The organism is Streptomyces sp. NPDC001532, from assembly GCF_040298625.1.
In the GTDB taxonomy this organism is placed as follows: domain Bacteria; phylum Actinomycetota; class Actinomycetes; order Streptomycetales; family Streptomycetaceae; genus Streptomyces.
Genome location: NZ_JBEPAL010000008.1, coordinates 162393 through 184373, shown reverse-complemented (window position 1 = coordinate 184373; position 21981 = coordinate 162393). Strand labels below are relative to the sequence as shown.

Genomic DNA, 21981 nt, shown 5'->3' with positions numbered 1-21981 from the left:
CAGAGGCGGGACACGTGCGGAACCAGAACATACGAACAGTGGGCGACGGCCTGCGCCTCACCGTCCGCGCGCTCCTCCACGCCGGTGTCGGCGGCGCGGCCCTGATCGCCATCGCGACGGTCGTCTCCGTCCTCGGCCCGCTGGTCGCCCTCGACGTGTACACCCCGCCCGTGGCGGCCTGGTGGACGATCTTCACCGCGATCACCGTGCAGGCCGTGCCCTTCCTGCTCCTCGGCACCCTCGTCTCGGCGGCGATCGGCGCGTTCGTCCCGGAGCGCGTCTTCACCCGCCTCCTCCCCCGCAACCAGGCCCTCGCCGTCCCCGTCGCCGGCGCGGCCGGGATCGTCCTGCCCGGCTGCGAGTGCGCGTCCGTCCCGGTCGCCGGCAGCCTGATCCGCCGCGGTGTGGCCCCGGCGGCGGCGCTGGCGTTCCTGCTGTCGGCGCCCGCGATCAACCCGGTGGTGCTGGTGGCGACCTCCATCGCCTTCCCCGGCCAGCCGCAGATGGTCCTCGGCCGCCTCCTCGCCTCCCTCGCGGCGGCGATGGTGATGGGCTGGCTGTGGGCCCGCTTCGGCCAGGAGCGATGGCTGCGGCCACCGAAGACGCACGCACCGGCCGCCACCGGCCCGCGCGCCTTCGCCGCCGGCCTCCAGCACGACTTCCTGCACGCCGGCGGCTTCCTCGTGGTCGGCGCGGCGGCGGCGGCGACGTTCGACCTCGTGGTGCCGCGCGCGTTCCTGGACGTCTTCACCGGCTCGCCGTGGCTGTCGGTGCTGCTCCTCGCCCTGCTCGCGGTCGTGCTGTGCGTGTGCAGCGAGGCCGACGCCTTCGTCGCCGCGTCGCTCAGCGGCTTCTCACCGACCGCCCGGCTGGCGTTCATGGTCGTCGGCCCCATGGTCGACTTGAAGCTCATCGCGCTCCAGACCGGCACCTTCGGGCGCGCCTTCGCGGTCCGCTTCGCGTCGGCGACCTGGGTGGTCGCGGTGGTGTCCAGCGTGCTCGTCGGGTGGTGGCTGCTGTGAGGGCACCGGCGGTGCTGCTGGGACTGACGGGGGCGGCGATCCTGCGGATATCGCTGTTCGGCGAGCTGTACCTGCGGTACGTGCAGCCCGGACTACGGCCCTACCTGATCATCTCGGGCTGCGCGCTGATCGTGCTGGCGCTCGCCTCGGCGGTCCTCAAGCGGGACGCCCACGACCACAGTCCCCGCGTGGCCTGGCTCCTCGCCCTCCCCGCCCTGGCCCTGCTCCTCTTCCCGCCGCCCGCGCTCGGCTCCTACAGCGCGGAACGCGAGGCGGAACAGCGGGCGGCACAGGGCGTCGGCACCTTCCCGGCGCTCCCGTCGGACGAGGTCGTGGACCTCACGCTGGCGGAGTTCAGCTCCCGCGCGATCTACGACAGCGAGCGCTCGCTGAAGGGCCGCACGGTCCGGCTCACCGGCTTCGTGACAAGGGACGACGACGGCACGTGGTACGTCACCCGGCTCCTGGTCGCCTGCTGCGCGGCGGACGCGACGACCAGCAAGGTCGAGATCCGGCAGGGCGGTGCCGCTCCCGCGGAGGACACGTGGGTCACGGTGACGGGGGTGTGGCATCCCGAGGGCGGCCTCGGCACGGAGGAGGCGTGGCCACCCGTCCTCGACGCGTCGGACGTGAGGACGGTACGGCAGCCGGCGAACCCCTACGAGAAGCGGACGTGATCCACGAGCGCGGTGAACGCCTCCGGCGAGACGGTGAGGACACCGGCACCGGGGTTCTTGGAGTCGCGGAGGGCGATGTGGGGGGTGAGGTCGGCGACCTCTACGCAATCACCGCCGTTGCTGCCGCTGTACGACGACTTACGCCACTGCGCGCGCGTCAGGTCAAGGTTGCTCCCCATAGCGTTCCTCCATTACGCGAGCGATCAGTGCCGCGGACTCCTTGGGGGAGAGGGCGGCGGCCTGCAATCGAGCGTATCCGACCGAACGCTCCCTGATCACTTGCGGATTGGCGGTCATGTGCCCCTGGTCGTAGCTCTCGCTGTAGTGCAGGTCGGGGTGATCGCTGAATTGCAGCAGATTGAAGGAGCCCATCATCCCGGAGTGCTCACCCAGGGAAAAGGGCAGCACCTGAAGTTCCAGCCAGGGGCGCCCGAACAGGTCGAGCAAATGGCCCAGTTGCTCCCGCATGACCTTGCGGCCGCCGATCGGCCGGTACAGCGCGGCCTCGTCCAGCACCACCCAGACCACCGGCGGCTGCTCGCGGTTCAGGATGCGCTGGCGGTCCATCCGCGCGGCAACCACCTGGTCGAGCTGGTCCGTGTGCTCCACAGCCAGGATCGCGCGGGCGTACGCCTCCGTCTGAAGAAGGCCGTACACCAACTGGCACTGATACGTGGAGATCCACGTCGCCTGCGCCTCCATCTCCGCGTACGGCTGGAACCACGTGGGCAACTGGCTCCGCAGGACCAGTCCCACCAGCCGTGAGAAGAACCCGTCCGTCCCCAGCGCCGCGTCCAGCCGTTCGGACAGGTCCCGTTGGGGCACCTTCCGCGCCGTCTCGATCTGGCCGATCAACGAACCCGTGCAGAACACGACGTTCGCCAACTCCCTTTGCGTGAGCCCCGCTTCCTCCCTCTTTCTCCTCAGCTCGAAGCCGAAATAGTCGAGCGGGGACGCGCTGGAGTCGAGCTCGCGAATGTGGGCCATGTGGCCCAGAGTAAGCGCGCGGGCACTCTGAGGTGACCGAAGTCACCGACTCACGCCTGCGTCTGGAGGTCCAGCCGCCGCAGTTTGCGCTGTACGTGATCCAACGCGCCCTCTCTGCGCCCCGGCACGCGGGCGCGGAGGTCCGCCAGCGCCGGGCCCAGTTCGCGGGCGCGGGCCGGGTCGGTGACCTCGGTCCACTGGTGGTGGGCGCGGTCCGCCGCGGCCTCGACGGCGGGCGCGTCCACCGGCTGCCCGGCGGCCAGCCGCGCCGCCGCGACACCGAGCCAGGTGCGGCAGCTGCGGGCCGCGTCACCGGCGAACATGGCGAGGTCGGCGCGGACCTCGGCCCAGTGCAGCGCTTCCTCGGAGCCCGGCCCGTGGGACCGTACGGCGGCCTGTTCCCACTGGGCGGCCAGCCCGTCCGCGTCGGTGTGGCGGCCCGCCTGCACGGCGGCGGCGATGGCGGCGTGGGGGTCGTCGACGGGCAGCGGTGCGGCGGTGAGGACGAGGTCTGCGGTGGCGCCCTCGGTGCGGTACAGCGCCTGCTCGTGGAGCCGGCCCGGCGGGGGACGGTGGCCGCTGCGCAGTATCGTCGCGAGCGCCTTCATGTAGCCGGGGGCCGCCGGGGTGCCGCGGCGGCCGGGCGGCGGGGCGATGCGGCCGTAGACGGCGCTGGTGCGGCCGGTGTCGAGCGGTGTGGTGCGCAGCAGCTCCCAGGTCTCGGCGTCGGCGTGCAGGTCGACGAAGAAGGTGGTGCTGCCGGGCGCGCGCAGCCGCAGTTCCTCGCGGAACCAGTGCCAGGGGAAGGCGGTGTAGCGGACGGTGGCGGGGGTGGTGCGGGCGAGCGCGAGGTGGGGCAGGTGCTGGCGGCGGTCCAGCTGGAGCTGGCCGGTGACGTAGACGGTGAGCGGGCCGGGCGCGCCGGCGGCGGCGCGCAGCCGGGTGAGGACGGCCTGCGGCTCCAGCGGTTCGGCCAGCTCGACGACGTTCGCGGTGTCGGTGCCCGCCAGCACGGCCGGGTCGACGGCCGCGAGCACGGGGAGCACCGACGCGGCGTCCACCAGCCGGCCCCTGCCCACGGGCGAGGCGGCGAGCAGCAGCACGGTTCCGGGCATCGGTCCCTCCCCTGTCGATCACGTACGCAAAGCACGGTAACGGGTGTTGGGGGAGAGCGGGGTGCGGTGGTCAGACCCCGGTGGTTCCCACCCGTCGTACCGCGAACACGGTGGTGTCGTCGTCCAGCCGTCCTCCGGTGTGCCGCAGCACGCCGTCGCGGACGTACCCCGCGAGCCGCCGGGGCCCGGTGAGGCGGGCGTCGGCGGCCAGTGCGCGGGTCACCGCCTCGGCGAGCGGATAGAACACGTCGGCGGTGTCGCGGGCCTCGGTGACGCCGTCGGTGGTGAGCAGCAGGGTCTCGCCGGGGCCGAGCGGGAAGCGGCGGACGGGGGGCGGTCCGGCGCGGGCGAGTTCGCCGAGGCCGAGCGGGAGGCAGTCGCCGGGCGGCAGGGTGCGCACCCCGGACGGGCCGGCGATCAGCGGGGGCTCGTGGCCGAGGTTGACCACGTCGACGGCGCCGGGGGCGTCCACGGGGAAGTCGAGGAGGACGGCGGTGGCGAACCGGTCGGTGTCGGTGCCGCCGCGGCCCAGTTCGGTGAGGTGGCGGCGGTGCCGGTGCACCCGGGTCTCCAGGTGCTCGGCGACCGTCGACAGCTCCTTCTCGTGGTAGCCGACCTCACGGAACGTGCCGAGCAGCGCCGCCGCGGTCTCCACCGCGCCGAGGCCCTTGCCCTGCACGTCGCCGACGAGGACGCGGGTGCCGTGCAGGCCGGGCTGGATGTCGTAGAAGTCGCCGCCGACGCGGGCCTCGACGTCGGCGGCGAGGTAGAAGCCGGCGTGTTCCAGGCCGCCCCACACGGGCGGCAGCGGGCGCAGCAGGGTGCGGCGGACGGTCTCGGCGACGTCCTGCATCCGCAGCATCTGCTCCTGGGCGCGGACGCGCACCGCGCAGGCGAGGACGGCGAGGACGCCGCCGACGGAGACCAGGATGAAGTCGGGGAGCCCGGCCTGGTAGGCGTCCGGCCACAGGCCGTCGACGGCGACGTACGTCACCACGGAGAGCACCGCGAACACGGCCGTGCCCCGCACCCCGCAGATCGCGGCGGCGATACCGGGCACCAGCACGATCCAGGAGACGATCCGGAAGTCCTCGCTGGTGTACACGTCGACGACGGCGATGGTCACGAGCAGCAGCAGCGGCGGCAGCCAGGCGACACTGTGCCCGCGCACCCGGAGCACCTGCTGGCGCGGCAGCCCCCGGCGGGGTCGGCCGCCGCCTCGGCCACCGCGCACGCTCACCGGCTCCATGAGGCCCAGCGAAGCATGGCGTCGGTCGCCCCGCATCCGTTGCGGGCCGTGCGGGCCACGCTCGGGCACGCGGCGTGACCTGCCGAGTTGCCGCCGCCCGCGGGCCGGTGTGCCCTGGAAGGTGGCGGGGGGCGAGGAGAGAGGAGTTCTCCGATGGCACATGCGGCACCGGTCCCCCGAAGGACCCGTGAGGTCACCCGAGACACCGGCCTGCCCGATGTCTTCAGTGCCCGCACACATCGCATCGCGAGCATGGCGTGGCCGGTCGGCCTCGGGCTCGTCTACGGCTACTGGGCGGCCGCCAACAGCCGGTCCGGCGGGCCCGTCACCGGCTGGAACCTGCTGCTCGGCTTCGTGTCGGCGCTCGTGTTCATCGTGCTGTACATGGCGGTGCGCGCGGTGGCCTCACGAGCGCGGCGGGAGGTGCACGCGCTGTTGTGGGCGGCGTTCGCGGGCTGCGCGGTCGGCTTCCTCTTCGCGCAAACCCACAACACCGTGCTGCGCTCCGCATGGGTGGGGCTGGTGGTCGCGGCGTCGTTCTTCGTGATGCTGTTCTACTGGTACTCCACACACGAGGACGCGGAGGGCCGTCGTGCGGTCTGACGCGTGAGGTCGTACGCGTTCAGGCGCGCGGGCCCCGGCATGGTGACCGGGACCCGCGCGTCTCCCTCATCCCTCCACTCGTCAGCCGGCGGGCGACCAGACCCAGCCGTCCGACGAGGTCTCGGAGCATTCCGGCGGCGGAGCCGCGCAGACCGGCACACGGTGCCTGCCGGTCTCGACGAAGGCCGCGCTCGCCCACGCCCGTGTGCCGGCGAGCCAGTACCAGTCGCGGTCGCCGTTGACGTACTGCCCGTGCACCTTGCACATCACCTTCACCCGGCTGCCCGGAGCCAGGCGGTCGACCGCGGGTGCCCGGGTGGTGGGCGCCGCGCGGACATCGAGCGGGGTGCGGGAGACGACGGTGCCGCGGACCGGGCCGTCACCACCGCGTCCTTCGGAGTGGGCCGGCGGGGCCGCCGCCGCGGTGCCGGCCGCCGTGGCGGCGAAGGTGCCGGCGGTGAGCAGGGCCGCGGTCAGGATCCGCAGGGCCGGAGTGGTGCGCATGATCGGCTCCCTTCTCCCATGACCAGGAAACACCCGTTCGGGTGATCGCTCCACCGGAGGGGTGAATCCGCAGTTCCGAGGGGGTGCACGGCCGTTCGCCGGCCGTGCGACCGCGCGTCCGGCCACCCGTACGGCCGCGCAGTGCTCGCGCACCGCACGCGCAGACCGTTGCCTGGAGGCGTGTCCCCCCGTGTCCCGTCCCGCGTCCGAGGCGGCCTGTCGGCCGCTCTCATCGCCCTGGCCTGCCTGCTCACGCCGTTCGGGGCGCTGGCCGCCTGGGCGGCGTACGGGCTGACGGACACCGGCCGCTATGTGCGCACCATGGCGCCGCTCGCCGGTGATCCGGCCGTGCGGGAGGCGGTGGCGGACACCCTCGGGGCCGAGGTGATGCACCAGTTGGGGCCGCCGCTGCGCGGCATGATGCGGCCGTTCGTACGCGACGCGGTGCGCTCCTTCACCCGCACCGACGCCTTCCGCGCGGGCTGGGACGCCGCCAACCGGGTCACGCACACCGCCGTCCTGCACGCCGTCCGGCAGGGCGGGGAGGGTCCGGTCACCGTCGACATCGCCCCGGTCGCCGCCGAGGTCCGCCGCCAACTCACCGACGACAACGTGCCGTTCGCGCATCGCATCCCGGTCGCGCACACCGAGGTCGCCGTGATTCCCGCCGCCGAGGCGCGGCGGCTGCGCAAGGGGTACGACGTGCTCGAAGTCACCGCTTTCTGGCTGCCGCTGACGGCCGCCTCGCTCGCCGTCGCCGGGATCGCGGTCGCCGCCCGCCGCCGCCGCGCGGTCACCGCCACCGCGCTCGGCACCGCCCTCGGTGGCGCGCTGCTCGGTCTCGCGGTCGCCGTCGGCCGCCGGCTGACCCTGGGTGACCTGCCCGCCGGCCTGTACCGCCCGGCCGCCGCGGCCGTCTACGACGCCCTCACCGCCACCCTGCGCACGGTCTCCTGGCTGCTGCTGGCCCTCGGCCTGACGGTGGCCGCCCTCACCTGGTGCACCGGCCGCTACGGCCCCGCCGCCCGCCGCCGGCGCATCGCCGCGCCGTCCGCGCCCGACCACCCCGCGGAGCCGACCCGCGCCGGGGCCTGACGGCGCCGGCGGCGGGCCACCGCGTCGGCCGAGCCGGACACCTCTGGACGCGTCCGTCGCCGGATCCGGTGCGGCCGGCGCCTCGGGCCGGTGCGGGCGCCGCTAGCCCGCCGCCTCACCAGCCGGTGGCGCCCTCCCGGGCGATCCCGGCCAGCGTGCGCAGCGCCCGCTCCAGTTCCGCCTCGGGAGCGGAGGCGAGACCGAGTCTGACGGCGTCGGGGGTGCGGGCCGGGTCGACGGCGAAGGCCGGGCCCGGGGTGACGGCGATGCCGTGGGCGGCGGCGGCCGCGGTGAAGGTGTCCGCGCGCCACGAGGCGGGCAGCTCCCACCAGGCGTAGCAGGCGTGCGGATCGGACCGTACGGCGAACCCGCGCAGCCGGGTGGCCAGCAGCCGCTGCCGGCGGTGCGCCTCGGACCGCTTGGCCGCCACCAGCCGGGTCACCGTCCCGTCCGCGATCCACCGCGCCGCCGCGTCCAGCGCGAACCGCCCGGCGCTCCAGCCGCCGGAGCGGATCGCGGCGGCCACCGGGTGCACCCGCTCGGCCGGTACGACGAGGAAGCCCACGGTGAGGCCGGGCGCGACCCGCTTGGACAGGCCGTCGACGACATGGGTGAGGGCCGGGGCGAGGGCCGCGAACGGGGGTTCGGGACGCAGGAAGGACCAGATGCGGTCCTCGACCACGGGCACGCCCAGGTCGGTGACGGCCCGGGCCAGTTGCCGCCGGCGGGGTTCGGGAGTGGTGAGCGAGGTCGGGTTGTGCAGGGTCGGCTGGAGGTAGAGCGCGGAGAGCGGGGCGCTGCGGTGCGCGGCGGCCACCGACTCCGCCAGCACTCCCTCGTCGTCCGTGGCGAGCGGCACCAGGGAGATGCCGAGCCGCGCCGCGATCTCCTTGACCAGCGGATACGTCAGCGGCTCCACGCCGACCCGGCCGCCGGGGCGGACCAGGGAGGCGAGGGCCGCGGCGATGGCCTGGCGGGCGTTGCCGGTGAACAGCAGCCGCGCGGGATCGGGCCGCCAGCCGGGCGCGGCGAGCAGCCCGGCCGCCGCGGCGCGGGCGGTGGCGGTGCCGGCCGCGGGGGCCGGGCGGAGCGCCTCGGCGAGGGCGGCGGGGTCGAGGAGGGCGGCGAGGGCGGGCGCCAGCAGCTCGGACTGGCCGGGCGCGGCGGGGTAGTTCAGCTCCAGGTTGACGGGGGGCCGGTCGGTTCCGGTGCCGGGTGCGGTGGCGGCGGCCGGCTCGGTGAGGGCGCGGCCGTCGTCGCCGCCGGGCGGGGTGGCGCGGACGAAGGTGCCGCGCCCGACCTCGCCGACGACCAGTCCGCGCCGCACCAGCTCGCCGTAGACCCGTCCCGCGGTGGACGCGGCGACCCCGCGCCGCCGTGCGAACGCCCGCTGCGGCGGCAGCCGCTGGCCCGGCTTGAGACGGCCGGAGGTGATGTCGGCGGCGATGCGGTCGGCGAGTCGGAGGTAGTCGTCCACGAGGTCCTCCAGGAAGGGCGATTGCACCGAGGGCAAAGATGTTATTGCACCGAGGAGTTGGCGGCCCGTACGGTCGTTCCCATGACGGCTTCCCTCGCCCACGAGGACCAAGGCGGCGACACCGGCAGCACCCTGACGCCGCTCGTCCTCCTCCACGGCCACCCCTTCGACCACACCATGTGGGCCCCGCAGCTCGAGGCGTTCGCCCCCGGCCGCCGGGTCGTCGCCCCCGACCTGCGCGGCTACGGCGCCTCACCGGTGGTCCCCGGCATCACCCCGCTGTCCGCCTTCGCCGAGGACATCGAGGCCCTGCTCGACGGACTGAAGGTGGACACCTTCGTGCTCGCCGGTCTCTCCATGGGCGGCCAGATCGCCATGGAGTGCCACGCCCGCTTCGGCGACCGCGTGCGCGGCCTGGTCCTCGCCGACACCTTCGCGGAACCCGAGACCCCGGACGGCCACCGCGCCCGCAACGCCATGGCCGACCGGCTGCTGCGCGAGGGCATGCGCGGCTACGCCGACGAGGTCCTCGACAAGATGGTCGCCCCCTACGCCGAACCGTCCGTCAAGGCGCACGTCCACCGCATGATGACGGCCACCTCGCCCGAGGGCGCCGCCGCCGCGCTGCGCGGACGCGCCGAACGCCCCGACTACCGGCCGCTGCTCACCCGCGTCACCGTCCCGGCGCTGGTCGTCGTCGGCGAGGACGACACCTACACCCCGGTCCCCGTCGCCGAGTCCCTGCACGCCCTGCTCCCCGACTCCACCCTGCACGTCGTCGAGGGCGCCGCCCACATGCCGAACCTCGAACGCCCCGACGCGTTCAACGCCGTCCTCGCCGGGTTCCTCTCCCGGATCGACGGCTGAATCCGCCGGCCGCGGCCACGGCCACCCGGCTACCGTCACCGTCCATGCGTACGACGACGACCCTGTGGCGACCCACGGGACCCGAGGAGCCGGCCCTGGTCGAGGCCTCCGGCTGGACGGCCTGGCCGCCGCGCCTGCCCGAGCAGCCGATCTTCTACCCCGTCCTCAACGAGGACTACGCCGTGCGCATCGCCCGCGACTGGAACGTCCCCGCCTCCGGCGCCGGATACGTCACCCGGTTCGAGGTCGACTCCGCCTTCCTGGAGCGCTACCCGGTCCGCCAGGCGGGCGGCGAGACCACCCTCGAACTGTGGGTCCCCGCCGAGGAGCTGGACGAGTTCAACGCGCACATCGTGGGCCGCATCGAAGTCGTACGGGAGTTCCACTGAGGAGGCGGGCAAGGCGCCCATAATGGGCGCATGTCCCGAGAGTTCCCCATCAGCCTCACCCCGCCCGACTGGCTGGTCAGGAACCTCAGGCCCCAGCGAGCCCCCGTCAACCGCCCCGCCGCGGCCCGCGCCGCCATCGCCCTGGCACTCCCGATGGCGATCGGACTCGCCGCCGGCCGGCCCGCCTACGGCGCACTCGCCGCCATGGGCGCCCTCTCCGGCGTCATCGGCGACACCGCCGACGCCTACCACCTGCGCATCCTCAACATCGCCGTCCCCCAGGTCTTCGGCGCGATCGGCGTCACCCTCGGCGCACTCGCCTTCGGCGAGGGCTGGATCGCCGTCGCCGTGCTCACCGGCATCGCGCTGATCTCCGGGATGATCTCCACGATCGGCGCGGTCGCCTCCGTCTCCGGACTGCTCCTGCTGCTCAACGCCGTCGTCGGCGCCGGCCTGCCGATGCCCGGCCCCTGGTGGCTCGCACCCCTGCTGATGACCGCCGGCGGACTCCTCGTCCTCGTCCTCGCCCTGCTGTCCTGGCCGCTGCGCTCCGGCGTACCCGAACGCACCGCCGTCGCGGGCGCCTACCGGGCCGCCGCCGACCTGCTCGCCGCCTGCGGAACGGACCCCTCGACCTACGAGACCGCCCGGCACGCCGCCACCCGGGCCCTCGACCAGTCGTACGACGTCGCCCTCTCCCACCGGGCCCGCTATCACAGCCGCAGCCGCGAACTCACCCGCCTGCTGGCCCAGTTGAACGCCGTCACCCCCGTCATCGAGGCCGCCCCCGCCGCCCACCTCGCGGGCACCCCCCTGCCCCCCGAGATCCCGCAGGCCGCCCGGCACCTCGCCCAGGCCGTGGAGACCGGCTACACCGGCCCCATAGGCCTCGAACTGCCCCTCCCCCTCACCGAGACCGGCCGCGCCGTCGACCACGCCCTGCGGCACGCCGCCGACGTCGTCACCACCCCCGACATCGACCCCGCCGGCCTCCCCGACCGCCTCGGCCGGCCCGCCGCGCCCCGCGTCCGCGCCGCCCGCGCCACCCGCGCCGTCCTGCTCTCCGCCGCCTCCTGGCGCTACGGCCTGCGCCTCGCCCTGTGCATTGGCATCGCCCAGATCCTGGTGTCCACCGTCCCCGTCCCCCGCTCCTACTGGGTCGCCCTCACCATCACCTTCGTCCTCAAGCCCGACTTCGGCTCGGTCTTCTCCCGCGCCCTGCTGCGCGCCCTCGGCACGGTCGCCGGCCTGGTCGTCGCCGCGGCCGTCCTCGCAGAGGTCCCGCGCGGCTGGTGGGACGTCCTCGTCCTGCTCGTCCTCGCCCCCCTCATCCCCGCCCTCACCCCGCGCGGCTACGGCTACCAGACCGCCGCCATCACCCCGGTGATCCTGCTGCTCTCCGACGTCCTCAACCGCCAGGGCACCGCACTGCTGCTGCCCCGCCTCGTGGACTCCCTGATCGGCTGCGCGATCGCCCTCGTCGCCGGCTACCTGCTGTGGCCGGAGAGCTGGCGCACCCGCGTCGGCGACCGCCTCGCGGACGCGGTGGCCGACACCGCCCGCTACGTGGAGTGCGCCTTCGGCACCTCCACCGAACCGGCGGACCCCGCCGCCCGCGCCCGGATGCGCCGCCGCCTCTACCGCGACCTCTCCGCCATCCGCACCGAGTTCCAGCGCGCCCTGACCGAGCCCCCGCCGACCGGCCGCCGCGCCGCCGCCTGGTGGCCGCTGGTCGTCGCCGTGGAACGCATCGTCGACGCGACGACGGCGGCCCGGGTCCGCGTCCGGCAGGGCGCGGCGCCGCCGTCGTGCGCCGAGATCACCCAGGTGGCGCTGCAACTGCGGGAACTCTCCGAGGGCCTGCGCGAGGCGGAGACCCTCTACGAGGTGCGCACCGACCTCACCGGCCCGGCGGGCAGCGTCCTCGAACCGCTGCGCCAGGAGGTGGCGGCGGCGCGAGCGATCACGTCACCGCACTGAGCGCACACACGGCCGCGGGCACCCGGCCGTCGCCGGATGCCCGCGGAAAGGACCGTTCGGCTCAGACGCCGATGTCGGAGCCGTCCTTGCGCCACACCGCCACGACGGCCGGCCGCACGATCCGGCCCGCCCCGTCGGGCCACACGGACGCGGGCTTCTCCACGCTCGCCCCGTCGATCTCACCCGGGTGCTGCACGGCCACCAGCACCCGCCGGTCCTGGATCACCGGACCGCAGGTCTCCGCGCCCTTCGGCATGGTCGCGAACTGCTTCAGCTCACCCCGCCGCTCGCCGCGCGTGGCCACACCGAACAGCCCGTCGTGCGAGCCCAGCTGCGCGCCGTCGGTGGAGATCCACAGGTTGCCGTGCGGGTCGAAGGCCACGTTGTCCGGGCAGGAGATCGGGCTGACCTGGTCCTTCGGGAACCCGGCGAAGTAGGTGGCCGGGTCGTTCGGGTCACCGGCCACCAGGAACAGCGACCAGGCGAACTTCCGGCTGTCGGCGCGGTTCCAGCGCTCGGTCAGCTCCAGCACCTGACCGTGCTTGTTCAGGCTGCGCGGGTTGGCCTCGTCGACGCCCGGGTAGCCCGCCTTGCCGCGGTTGGAGTTGTTGGTGAGCGCCACGTACACCTTGCCGGTGTGCGGGTTGGGCTCGATGTCCTCGGGACGGTCCATCTTCGTCGCGCCGACCTTGTCACCGGCGAGCCGCGTGAAGACGAACACCTCCTCCGCGGTCATGCCCTCGACGTGCGAGACGGCCCCGTCGGCGGTGGCGGTGGCCAGCGGGATCCACTCGCCGCTGCCGTCGAACTCGCCGTCCGCGGGCAGCTTGCCGGTGCCGTCGATCTCGATCGCCGGGGAGTCGCCGGTCAGCTTCGCGACGTACAGCGTGCCCTCGTCCAGCAGCGACAGGTTGTGCTCGCGCACCGCCCGGCTCGACCCCTTCTTCATCCGCTTGCTGCCGACGAACTTGTAGAAGTAGTCGAAGCGCTCGTCGTCACCGCTGTAGACGACCGGCCGGCCGTCCTCGGTCAGCCGCACCGTCGCGCCCTCGTGCTTGAACCGGCCGAGCGCGGTGTGCTTGCGCGGCGTCGAGGACGGGTCGTACGGGTCCAGCTCCACGACGTAGCCGAAGCGGTGCGGCTCGTTCGGCTCCTGCGCCACGTCGAACCGCTTGTCGAAACGCTCCCACTTGCGCTCGGTGGCGCCGGTGCCCAGCCCGTACCGCTTGTCGGTGTCACGGGAGGCGTTGGCGAAGTACTGGTTGAAGTTCTCCTCGCCGTGCAGCGTGGTGCCCCACGGCGTGGTGCCGCCGGAGCAGTTGTTCAGCGTGCCGAGCACCTTGGTGCCGCTCGGGTCGGCGGACGTCTTCAGCAGCTCCGACCCGGCGGCCGGCCCGGTCAGCCGGAACTCGGTGGTGGCGGTGACCCGCCGGTTCAGCGGGTGGCGGGGCACGGCGACCAGCTTGCCGGTCCTGCGCTCGCCCTCCACGACGACGGCGGACAGCCCGTGCGCGGCCCAGGCGATCTCCACCTGCTCGCGGGTCGGGTCGGCGGCGTCGTAGCCGCGGAACATGAGCACCTCGTCGGTGTACTCGTGGTTGGCGACGAGGATCTGCCGCCCGTGCTCGCCCGGCAGCGGCAGCAGCGCCAGGAAGTCGTTGTTGTAGCCGAACTGGCCCGCCTGCGCCTTCGCCGTCTGCTTCTCCGGGTCGAAGGCGGGCGCGCCCCGCAGGATGGGCTCGCCCCAGCGGATCACCACGTTCTGGCCGTACCCGTCGGGGACGGTGACCTGGTCGGCGGTGTTCGGCGCGACCGGCGTGAAGCGCAGACCACGGGCGCCCTTGCCCTTCGCGGCGGCCGAGGCGGCCGGGGCGGCGCTCGCCTGCGGGGCGCCGGCCACGCCCGCGGTCACGCCGACGGCGGCGGTCGCGGTCACCACGGCGGCGGCGCGCATCACGGAACGGCGGCTGAGCGCGGCGGCGATGACGTCGCCGACGTACGGGTTCGTGGTGGTGTTGGGCACCTCGTGGAAGCACGCGTCGCCACACCGGAACCGGCAGGTCAGCGCGGACCGGGCACCGGAGTGCGAGTCGGACGAGGTACTGATGATGGGCAGGCTGATGCGACGCACGTGATTCTTCTCCCCTGGCTTCCCCTTGATTCCAGCCACAGGGACGCTAGGAGCACGTTTGTGCGGGAGCGGGGCGAGCGCATGAACTCGGAGTGAACCCAGGGTGGCTGTGTAGCCCTTGACACCGCTCCGCCGCCCGTGTCAGACCCTCCCCAAGATCGCCACACGGGCCCGCTAACCTTACGTGTCCGTCCTGGCCAGGGATTTACGGGCTACAACTCACGCGAAGGGTTGCGCACATGGGCATTCTCAATCTCCTGCGAAGCGCATTCGGCCGAAACCGCAAGCCCCGCGAGGCCGAGCCGGAGACTGAGCCCCAGCTCCCCGCGCCGGACGCGACCACCACGGTCCCGGACCCCCGCCCGTCCGAGCCCACCCAGACACAAACCCCGACAATCCCGGACCCCCGCCCGTCCGAAACCGCGACAACCCCGGACGAACACGACCTCGTCGCCGCGGCGTTCGACAACGTGACGGTCCCGAAGCCGACGCGTTCGGTGGAGGGAGAGACGAAGGCCGAGCCTTCGGCGGAGCCGGTGGCTTCGGCTGCGGCGGAGGGGGAGGCGGAAGCTTCGACGGAGCCGGTGGCTGAGGCGAAGGCCTCGGCGGAGCCGGTGGCTGAGGCGGAGGCCCCGGCAGAGCCGGTGGCTGAAACAGAGCAGCAGGCGAAGACTTCGGCGGAGCCCGAGCCGGAGTCGGAGGCGAAGGCCGACGCTGAGCAGGAAGCCGCCGCTGAGGCGAAGGCCGAGGCCGAGGTGGAGCCCGAGCCGGAGGCTGAGCAGGAGCCCGCGGCTGAGGCGAAGGCCGATGCGACGGCGGAGCCGGTGGCTGAAACCGAGCCCAAGGCAGAGGCGGAGGCTTCGGTCGAGCCGGTGGCTGAAAGAGAGCCCCGAGCGGAAGCCGATGCGGCCGAGACTGCGGAGCCGGTGGCTCAGGCCGAGCCTGCCACCGAGCCCGAGGCGACGGCGGAGCCGGTGACTGAGCCGGAGACTGCCGCCGAGCTGGAGACTGCTGCCGAGTCGGAGACCGACGCTGAGACTGAGGCGCCGTCCGAGGCCGAGGCTGCGGAAACGCCGCAGGCAGAGGAGACCCCCGAGTCGGCGACGGACGTCGAGCCGGAGGCCGAGGCGACGGCGGAGGCCAAGGCGGAGCCCGTGGCTGAGGCGGAGGCGAAGGCCGACGTCGAGGCGGAGCCGGTGACTGAGACTGAGCCGAAGACCGACACCGAGGCCGAGGCGAAAGCCGACGTCGAGGCGGAGGCGGAGGCCAAGGTGGACGCGGCTGAGGCCGCGACTGACCCGAAGGCCGACGCTGAACCGGAGGCCGAGGCGGACGCCGAGGCTGAGCCCGTGGCCGAGGTTGAGCCCGAGGCCGACGCCGACGCCGAGGCGCAGCCCGAGGCGACGGCAGAGCCGGAGGCCGACGCCGAGGCGGAGCCGCAGGCGGACGCCACCCCCGAGCCGGCGGCCGCCGACGGCGAGCAAGCCCCGCAGGGGCCACCCGCACCCGACGACGAGACCCGCACGGGTGGTGCGGGTGGGAACACCGAGGCCGAAGGCGAAGCCGAGGCCGAGCCCACCCACCCGGCGGCAACGGAGCCCGAGGCCGAGTCCCACCCCGAGCCCAAAGCCGACCCCGAGCCCGCAACGGAGCCCGAGGCTGAAACCCACCCCGAGCCCCAGGCGGAGCCCGACGCTGAGACCCACCCCGAGCCCCAGGCGGAGCCCGACGCTGAGACCCACCCCGAGCCCCAGGCGGAGCCCGAGGCTGAAACCCACCCCGAGCCCCAGGCGGAGCCCGACGCTGAGACCCACCCCGAGCCCCAGGCGGAGCCCGAGGCGGAGCCCGCCCTCTCCCTCGCCGAGCTGAAGACCCGCGCCCCCAGCCTCACCACCGCCTACAAGGCCGCGACCACCACCCTCGAGAAGTCCGGCCTCGCCGGCACCCGAGCCAAGCTCCACCTCGTCCTCGACCGCTCCGCGAGCATGCGCCCGTACTACAAGGACGGTTCCGCCCAGGCCCTCGCCGAGCAGACCCTCGCCCTCGCGGCCCACCTCGACCCCGAGGCCACGGTCCACGTCACGTTCTTCTCCACGGAACTCGACGGCACCGGCGAGCTGACCCTCGCGGACCACGAGAACAAGATCGACGAGCTGCACGCCGGCCTCGGCCGGATGGGCCGTACCAGCTACCACGTGGCCGTGGAGGACGTCCTCGCGCACCACGACAAGACCGCCGGCGCCGACATCCCGGCCCTGGTGATCTTCCAGACGGACGGCGCGCCGGACGCGAAGACGCCCGCCACGCAGGCGCTGACCGAGGCCGCGCGGAGCCACCCGCACATCCACTTCGCCTTCGTCGCCTTCGGTGAGCACGACAACAAGGCGTTCGACTACCTCCGCAAGCTGAAGAGCGGCAACACGTCGTTCTTCCACGCGGGCCCGGCCCCGCGCGAGCTGACGGACGCCGAGCTGTACGAGGGCGTCCTGGAGAACTGGCGCCCGTAGGAACAGCACCCGCACCCGCGAAACCCACCGGCCGCCCCTTCCCACCCCGCAAAACGGGAAGCGGGCGGCCCACCCATGTCGGCTACGATTTCAAGGTTCGTAAGACCTGGGAACACAGAAGACCGACCTGGGAGCAGCCCCCGATGGCTCGACACCTCATCACCAGCGCCCTTCCGTACATCAACGGGATCAAGCACCTGGGCAACATGGTGGGGTCCATGCTCCCGGCGGACGTGTACTCCCGGTACCTCCGCCAGCGCGGCCACGACGTCCTCTACATCTGCGCGACCGACGAGCACGGCACCCCCGCCGAGCTGGCCGCGAAGGAGCAGGGCCTGCCGGTGGCGGACTTCTGCGCGCAGGCGCACGACGCGCAGAAGGCGGTGTACGACGGCTTCGCGCTGGCCTTCGACTACTTCGGCCGCAGCTCGTCCGCGCAGAACGTCGAGATCACCCAGCACTTCGCGCGCCGCCTGAACGAGAACGGCTTCATCGAGGAGCGCGCGATCCGTCAGGTGTACAGCCCGACGGACGGCCGTTTCCTCCCGGACCGCTATGTCGAGGGCACCTGCCCGCACTGCGGCTACGACAAGGCCCGCGGCGACCAGTGCGAGAACTGCACCCGGGTCCTCGACCCCACGGACCTGATCGACCCGCGCTCGGCGATCTCCGGCAGCACCGACCTGGAGGTGCGCGAGACCAAGCACCTCTTCCTGCTCCAGTCGAAGCTCCAGCACGAGGTCGAGGCGTGGGTGGCCCGCCACGAGGACGACTGGCCGCAGCTCGCCTCCTCGATCGCCCGCAAGTGGCTGAACGAGGGCCTGCACGACCGTGCGATCACCCGTGACCTGGACTGGGGTGTGCCGGTACCGGCGGACACCTGGCCGGAGCTGGCGGCCGAGGGCAAGGTCTTCTACGTCTGGTTCGACGCCCCGATCGAGTACATCGGCGCGACGAAGGAATGGTCGGACCAGGACCCGGAGAACCGCGACTGGAAGTCGTGGTGGTACGAGGCGGACTCCGGCGAGAACCCGGTCCGCTACACCGAGTTCATGGCGAAGGACAACGTCCCGTTCCACACGGTGATGTTCCCGGCCACCGAGCTGGGCGTGCGCGAGCCGTGGAAGAAGGTCGACTACGTCAAGGCCTTCAACTGGCTGACGTACTACGGCGGCAAGTTCTCCACCTCGCAGAAGCGCGGTGTCTTCACCGACCAGGCGCTGGAGATCCTGCCCGCGGACTACTGGCGCTACTTCCTGATCGCCAACGCCCCGGAGTCCGACGACTCGTCGTTCACCTGGGAGCACTTCACCGCCACGGTGAACAAGGACCTCGCCGACACCCTCGGCAACTTCGTCAACCGCGTGCTCTCCTTCTCCAAGAAGCGCTTCGGCGAGGAGGTCCCGGCGGGCGGCGAGCCCGGCGAGGCGGAGGCGCGGCTCGGCGAGGAGATCGCCCGCCTGCTCGCGGAGTACGAGCAGCAGATGGAGGCCCTCCAGTTCCGCAAGGCCGCCGCGGCGCTGCGCGCCCTGTGGTCCGCGGGCAACTCCTACCTGGAGGAGAAGGCCCCCTGGCTGGAGATCAAGACGAACAAGGACGGCGCGGCCCTCACGCTGCGTACGGCGATGAACCTGATCCACCTGTACGCGGTGGTCTCGGAGCCGTTCATCCCGTCCTCGTCGGCCGCGATGCGCGCCGCCTTCGACCTGGCGGACGACACCGCGTCCTGGGTCACCCCCGAGGAGGCCCGCGCGCTGACCGCCGTACCGGTCGGCACGCCGTTCACGGTGCCGCCGGTGCTGTTCGCCAAGCTGACGGACGACGACCTGGCCGCGTACAAGGAGCGCTTCGGCGGCGAGCCCGCGGCGTAGCACCCCTTTTCGGACCCCCCTCTCGCCAGGTATACCTGGCCAAGATCACATGAGTCCGTTCATGTGACGTTCGAGTGGGGGGTCCACTTTCATGGCACTTTTCGGCAACGCCCACAGCATCGACCCGGCGCAGGCCGCGCAGGACTACGCGCGACTGCTGGGCCAGGGGGAGCAGGTGCACGCCGCGTACCTGCTGATCCGCGACACCATCCTGTTCACCGACCGGCGTCTCATCCTGGTCGACAAGCAGGGCATCACCGGCAAGAAGGTCGAGTACCACTCGATCCCGTACCGCAGCATCACCCACTTCGCGGTGGAGACCGCCGGCACCTTCGACCTGGACGCCGAGCTGAAGATCTGGGTCTCGGGCAACTCGGTGCCGATCGAGAAGACCTTCACCAAGGGCGTGGACATCTACGAGGTGCAGGCCATCCTCACGCAGTTCGTGGCCCGCTAGTCCCGACGTCGGCGACGAGGCCGGCCGGGCCCAGCTGCCCGGCCGGCCACTGCCGGCCCCAGCGCCGGGGCATGTCAGTCGAGAGTCAGCGCCCGGACGCGTACGCCACGAAGTCCGCCCACGCCTCCGGCGCGAGGGCGAGGCGGGGGCCGATCTCCGGGTGCTTGGAGTCGCGGACGTGGATGGTGCCGGGGGTGGTGGCGACCTCGATGCAGGAGTTGCCGTCGCCGCTGCTGCTGTAGCTGCTCTTGAACCACGCCAGCGCGGAGCCGTCGCCGGAGGTGGGGTTGCCGCTCATGTTTCTCCAAGCATCTGCTCGATGAACGCCCGCGACTCTCGGGGCGTGAGCGCCTGGGCCCGGATCATGCTATAGCGCAGGTCAAGGATGCGGATCTGCTTCGGATCAGTCACCGGGCGACCGTTGAACGCTCCCTCGGAGCGCCCTACCGCCGCACCGTCAGGGAACTTCAGCACCTCGATGATCCCTCCCGTGCCGGGGTGTTCCTCGACGTCTGTCGGCATGACCTGGATCGACACATTCCGCAGATCCCCCAGCTCAAGCAAGCGTTCGAGCTGTCGACGCCACACCATTCTGCCCCCGACCGGCCGTCGGAGCGTCGACTCTTCCTGGACGAAGCTGAGCGTCGGCGCTGGCGACCGCTCGAAGATCGAACGGCGAGCCATGCGTGCGCCCACCATCCGCTCCGTCTCCTCGTCCGAGTAGGCCGGGAGCCACGCACCGAAGAGCGCCCGCATGTGCTCCTCGGTCTGCAGCAGACCCGCGACGTTGCTGTTCTCGTACACCCCGATCTCGACGGCCTTCGCCTCCATGTCCGCCAAGTCCCGCACCTTCTTCGGATACCGGACCTTCGCCACGTCCTCCTTCATCGCCGAGAGCAGCCCACCCGCCCCCAACACCTCGTCCGCCCTGTCCAGAAACTCCGGCCGGGGAATCCGCTTCCCACCCTCGATCTTGTAGACGAGGTCCTCGCCGTACCCCACGGCCTTGCCGAAGTCGCCGGCCCGCATTCCCACGGCCTCGCGCCGCAGCTTCACCTGCCGCCCCACGGTGGCCACGACGGCCACGCCCCACTCGTCGTCCGGGTCCACCTCCCAGCCCGGCTCGTCAGCCTCGGTCCTCAGCCGCCGAACCTCACCGTCCACCGACATGCGCGCCCCTCCGTCGTACCGTCTCGTCCCAGCCGCGCCCTACCCGTACGCACCGCCCCGACAAGCCCGGACACCACCGGACAAGCGCCGGACAGTCACCGTACGCAACCGCGACATCACTGCCCACGGTAGGCACTTCCGGCCACGCTGAGTGACGTGAATCCGAAACTCCCCCAACCCGACGGCACCATCCGCAACTTCAGCGTGCTGCTGTCCCCCACTCCCCGAGGAGCCCGCCTCGCCCGCCTGCTCGCCACGGAGCAACTGCGCACCTGAGGGCTGCCCTTGGACCCGGCGCAGCTCATCGTGGCCGAGCTGGCCAACAACGCCGCCACCCACGGCCGCGTCCCCGGCCGCAACTTCCGGCTCCTGCTCCACGTCGTCGGCCGGACCCTCCGCATCGAGGTGATGGACACGCGCGGTGACCGGCTTCCGCAGAGCCACCTCGCCACCCCGTGGGACGAGTCGGGCCGTGGTCTCACGCTCGTGGCCGCCCTGGCCCACCGCTGGGGAGTGGTCCCGGGCCTGCCGCCCCGCAAAACGGTCTGGGCCGAACTCACCCTCGCCACACCGCTGTCACCGGAGCATGACGGCCCATGCCCTGGCCGGACCTGCGCTCCCTATGCACTACCCACTGAGCAGAAAGGACCCCGCCAAGCCCCACCCCTCCCTCCCACCGGGCAGGCTCACTCCCGCGAGTGAATATGCCCAACTGGGCTCGATTTCGGCCCCGTTGCCTGCCTTACGCTCAGCGCCAGCAGCACTCCACAACCCCAGACATGCGACGGCCCCCGCCGGGAGTAGCGATCCCTGCGAGGGCCTGACCACCGAGGAAGTTAGGCCCTTCCTGATGGACACCGAGAACCGTAGCGCGCCCGCGCGCGCCCAGTCCCGTATCCCGGCGAAAAACCACCCCGACGGGCACCGCACCGCCGGCGTCGTCCACGACCATGTCCGCCACACCGAGAACTTCACGGTGATCGGCAACGACCTGGCCCAGCACCCCGAGCTGTCCCTGCTCGCCATCGGACTGGCCTGCTACATCCAGTCGGTGCGGCCGGGCACCGCCGTCGACATCAAGACCCTCGCCGCCCGCTTCCCCGAGGGCCCCACCCGCATCGCCGCCGCCCTGCGGGAACTCGAAGCCCACGGCTACCTGCGCCGCAGCCGCGAGCGCACCCCCACCGGCCGGATCGTCACCCGCACCGTTTCCTGCAACAGGCCCGGCCATCGAACCGCCGCCCGGGAAGCGCCCGCCCGCAGGTCCGCCGCCCGGCGCACGGCCCCGGAGGAGCCCGCGCCACGCAAACGCCTCCCCGCCGTCCCCCAGCCCTCGTACCCCGCCCCCGCCCTCCTCCAGACCGCCGTCGACGTCCTCGCCGGCCTCCGCCGCCACGACCCCCGCCTGCTCCTCTCCGCCGCCGACGCCGAGCACCTCGCCCCGGGTGTCGCCGCCTGGCTGGAACGCGACCTCACCCCCACCGCCGTACGCCACGCCCTGACCGCGAACCTGCCGGACGAGCCCCTGATCCGCCCGGCCGCCCTCCTCGCCCACCGCCTGACCGCCCAACTCCCGCCGCCACCGCCGTTCCGGCCACCGGCCTCACCGGCCCCCGAGCCACGTCACACCCTCCAGACCTGCGACGGCTGCGACCGCGCCTTCCGGGCGCCGTCCCCCGGCCGCTGCCGCGACTGCCGCATCGAGCCCAGCGAGACCGAGCACTCATCGAGTGAGAGGCAAGGCGCCGAGGAGGGCGTGGACGTCTACGAGGCGCAAGCCACCCTCACGCAGCGTGCGGCCCGCTAGCACTCCTGTTCGTACCAAGTGATCTCCCCCTGATAGCATCCGGCCACTTGTGCGAGGGCAGGAAGGCCCTCGC

At 72.9% G+C, this 21981-nt stretch carries 20 protein-coding genes and 1 pseudogene; 12 read left to right on the top strand and 9 right to left on the bottom strand.

From position 1 onward, the window contains the following. Positions 1 to 14: 14 nt before the first annotated feature. Positions 15 to 1022 carry a permease gene (locus tag ABT232_RS10830; protein ID WP_351838808.1) on the top strand — a complete coding sequence of 336 codons (1008 nt, stop codon included), beginning with the start codon at positions 15 to 17 and terminating at the stop codon, positions 1020 to 1022. Next, positions 1019 to 1699: a TIGR03943 family putative permease subunit gene (locus ABT232_RS10825; protein ID WP_351838806.1), complete on the top strand. Its 681-nt coding sequence runs from the start codon at positions 1019 to 1021 to the stop codon at positions 1697 to 1699. Before ABT232_RS10830 ends, ABT232_RS10825 begins: the two co-directional genes overlap by 4 nt. Here ABT232_RS10825 and ABT232_RS10820 read toward each other — a convergent pair. From ABT232_RS10820 to ABT232_RS10805, 4 genes are all read right to left on the bottom strand, one after another. Next, positions 1681 to 1878 (bottom strand): DUF397 domain-containing protein, encoded by a 198-nt coding sequence (locus ABT232_RS10820; protein ID WP_351838804.1) that lies wholly within the window; start codon positions 1876 to 1878, stop codon positions 1681 to 1683. The two genes, ABT232_RS10825 and ABT232_RS10820, sit on opposite strands and share 19 nt — an antisense overlap. After that, the gene (locus ABT232_RS10815) at positions 1862 to 2686 is read right to left on the bottom strand and encodes a helix-turn-helix domain-containing protein (RefSeq protein WP_351838802.1); all 825 of its coding nucleotides are present in this window, start codon (positions 2684 to 2686) and stop codon (positions 1862 to 1864) included. The genes ABT232_RS10820 and ABT232_RS10815 overlap by 17 nt, the downstream gene beginning before the upstream one ends. A gap of 50 nt (positions 2687 to 2736) precedes the next feature. Further along, complete coding sequence (locus tag ABT232_RS10810; protein WP_351838800.1) at positions 2737 to 3801, bottom strand: hypothetical protein; 1065 nt, start codon at positions 3799 to 3801, stop codon at positions 2737 to 2739. A 70-nt stretch (positions 3802 to 3871) separates the two neighbouring features. After that, on the bottom strand, positions 3872 to 5050 hold the full coding sequence (locus ABT232_RS10805) for a PP2C family protein-serine/threonine phosphatase (RefSeq protein ID WP_351838798.1): 1179 nt from the start codon (positions 5048 to 5050) through the stop codon (positions 3872 to 3874). 252 nt (positions 5051 to 5302) lie between these two features. On the opposite strand from ABT232_RS10805, the gene ABT232_RS10800 reads away from it, so the two are divergent. Beyond that, positions 5303 to 5653, top strand: a complete 351-nt coding sequence (locus ABT232_RS10800; protein WP_351838796.1) for a hypothetical protein — start codon at positions 5303 to 5305, stop codon at positions 5651 to 5653. Positions 5654 to 5734: 81 nt separating this feature from the next. Here ABT232_RS10800 and ABT232_RS10795 read toward each other — a convergent pair whose 3' ends face one another. After that, positions 5735 to 6157 carry an SH3 domain-containing protein gene (locus ABT232_RS10795; protein WP_351838794.1) on the bottom strand — a complete coding sequence of 141 codons (423 nt, stop codon included), beginning with the start codon at positions 6155 to 6157 and terminating at the stop codon, positions 5735 to 5737. Positions 6158 to 6337: 180 nt separating this feature from the next. Here ABT232_RS10795 and ABT232_RS10790 point away from each other — a divergent pair, with 180 nt between their 5' ends. Then, a complete protein-coding gene (locus ABT232_RS10790; RefSeq protein ID WP_351838793.1) occupies positions 6338 to 7252 on the top strand; it encodes a hypothetical protein in 915 nt (304 codons plus the stop codon). A gap of 115 nt (positions 7253 to 7367) precedes the next feature. Here ABT232_RS10790 and ABT232_RS10785 read toward each other — a convergent pair whose 3' ends face one another. After that, a complete protein-coding gene (locus tag ABT232_RS10785; RefSeq protein ID WP_351838906.1) occupies positions 7368 to 8729 on the bottom strand; it encodes an aminotransferase-like domain-containing protein in 1362 nt (453 codons plus the stop codon). Positions 8730 to 8810: 81 nt separating this feature from the next. On the opposite strand from ABT232_RS10785, the gene ABT232_RS10780 reads away from it, so the two are divergent. The 3 genes from ABT232_RS10780 to ABT232_RS10770 are packed head-to-tail and all read left to right on the top strand — an operon-like array spanning position 8811 to position 11965. Beyond that, the gene (locus tag ABT232_RS10780) at positions 8811 to 9596 is read left to right on the top strand and encodes an alpha/beta fold hydrolase (RefSeq protein WP_351838791.1); all 786 of its coding nucleotides are present in this window, start codon (positions 8811 to 8813) and stop codon (positions 9594 to 9596) included. Positions 9597 to 9640: 44 nt separating this feature from the next. After that, positions 9641 to 9985, top strand: coding sequence for a hypothetical protein (locus ABT232_RS10775; RefSeq protein WP_351838789.1), 345 nt, complete (start codon positions 9641 to 9643; stop codon positions 9983 to 9985). A gap of 30 nt (positions 9986 to 10015) precedes the next feature. Continuing rightward, on the top strand, positions 10016 to 11965 hold the full coding sequence (locus ABT232_RS10770) for an FUSC family protein (protein ID WP_351838787.1): 1950 nt from the start codon (positions 10016 to 10018) through the stop codon (positions 11963 to 11965). Positions 11966 to 12026: 61 nt separating this feature from the next. Here ABT232_RS10770 and ABT232_RS10765 read toward each other — a convergent pair whose 3' ends face one another. Continuing rightward, positions 12027 to 14096, bottom strand: coding sequence for a PhoX family protein (locus ABT232_RS10765; RefSeq protein WP_351838785.1), 2070 nt, complete (start codon positions 14094 to 14096; stop codon positions 12027 to 12029). A 974-nt stretch (positions 14097 to 15070) separates the two neighbouring features. Between ABT232_RS10765 and ABT232_RS10760 the strand changes: the two genes are divergently transcribed. The 3 genes from ABT232_RS10760 to ABT232_RS10750 all read left to right on the top strand — a co-directional run bounded on the left by ABT232_RS10760 (position 15071) and on the right by ABT232_RS10750 (position 18931). Further along, positions 15071 to 16603 (top strand): VWA domain-containing protein, encoded by a 1533-nt coding sequence (locus ABT232_RS10760; protein WP_450871694.1) that lies wholly within the window; start codon positions 15071 to 15073, stop codon positions 16601 to 16603. A 143-nt stretch (positions 16604 to 16746) separates the two neighbouring features. Then, positions 16747 to 18474: a methionine--tRNA ligase gene (gene metG, locus ABT232_RS10755; RefSeq protein ID WP_351838781.1), complete on the top strand. Its 1728-nt coding sequence runs from the start codon at positions 16747 to 16749 to the stop codon at positions 18472 to 18474. A 91-nt stretch (positions 18475 to 18565) separates the two neighbouring features. Next, on the top strand, positions 18566 to 18931 hold the full coding sequence (locus ABT232_RS10750) for a PH domain-containing protein (protein WP_351838779.1): 366 nt from the start codon (positions 18566 to 18568) through the stop codon (positions 18929 to 18931). 85 nt (positions 18932 to 19016) lie between these two features. On the opposite strand, the gene ABT232_RS10745 is transcribed toward ABT232_RS10750, so the two are convergent. Together ABT232_RS10745 and ABT232_RS10740 are read right to left on the bottom strand one after the other, a co-directional pair. Then, positions 19017 to 19229 (bottom strand): DUF397 domain-containing protein, encoded by a 213-nt coding sequence (locus tag ABT232_RS10745; protein WP_351838777.1) that lies wholly within the window; start codon positions 19227 to 19229, stop codon positions 19017 to 19019. After that, positions 19226 to 20101: a helix-turn-helix domain-containing protein gene (locus tag ABT232_RS10740; RefSeq protein WP_351838775.1), complete on the bottom strand. Its 876-nt coding sequence runs from the start codon at positions 20099 to 20101 to the stop codon at positions 19226 to 19228. Before ABT232_RS10740 ends, ABT232_RS10745 begins: the two co-directional genes overlap by 4 nt. 156 nt (positions 20102 to 20257) lie before the next feature. On the opposite strand from ABT232_RS10740, the pseudogene ABT232_RS10735 reads away from it, so the two are divergent. Next, a pseudogene (locus tag ABT232_RS10735) lies at positions 20258 to 20803 on the top strand (ATP-binding protein). A gap of 148 nt (positions 20804 to 20951) precedes the next feature. Further along, positions 20952 to 21908: a helix-turn-helix domain-containing protein gene (locus ABT232_RS10730; RefSeq protein ID WP_351838773.1), complete on the top strand. Its 957-nt coding sequence runs from the start codon at positions 20952 to 20954 to the stop codon at positions 21906 to 21908. Positions 21909 to 21981: the final 73 nt, after the last annotated feature.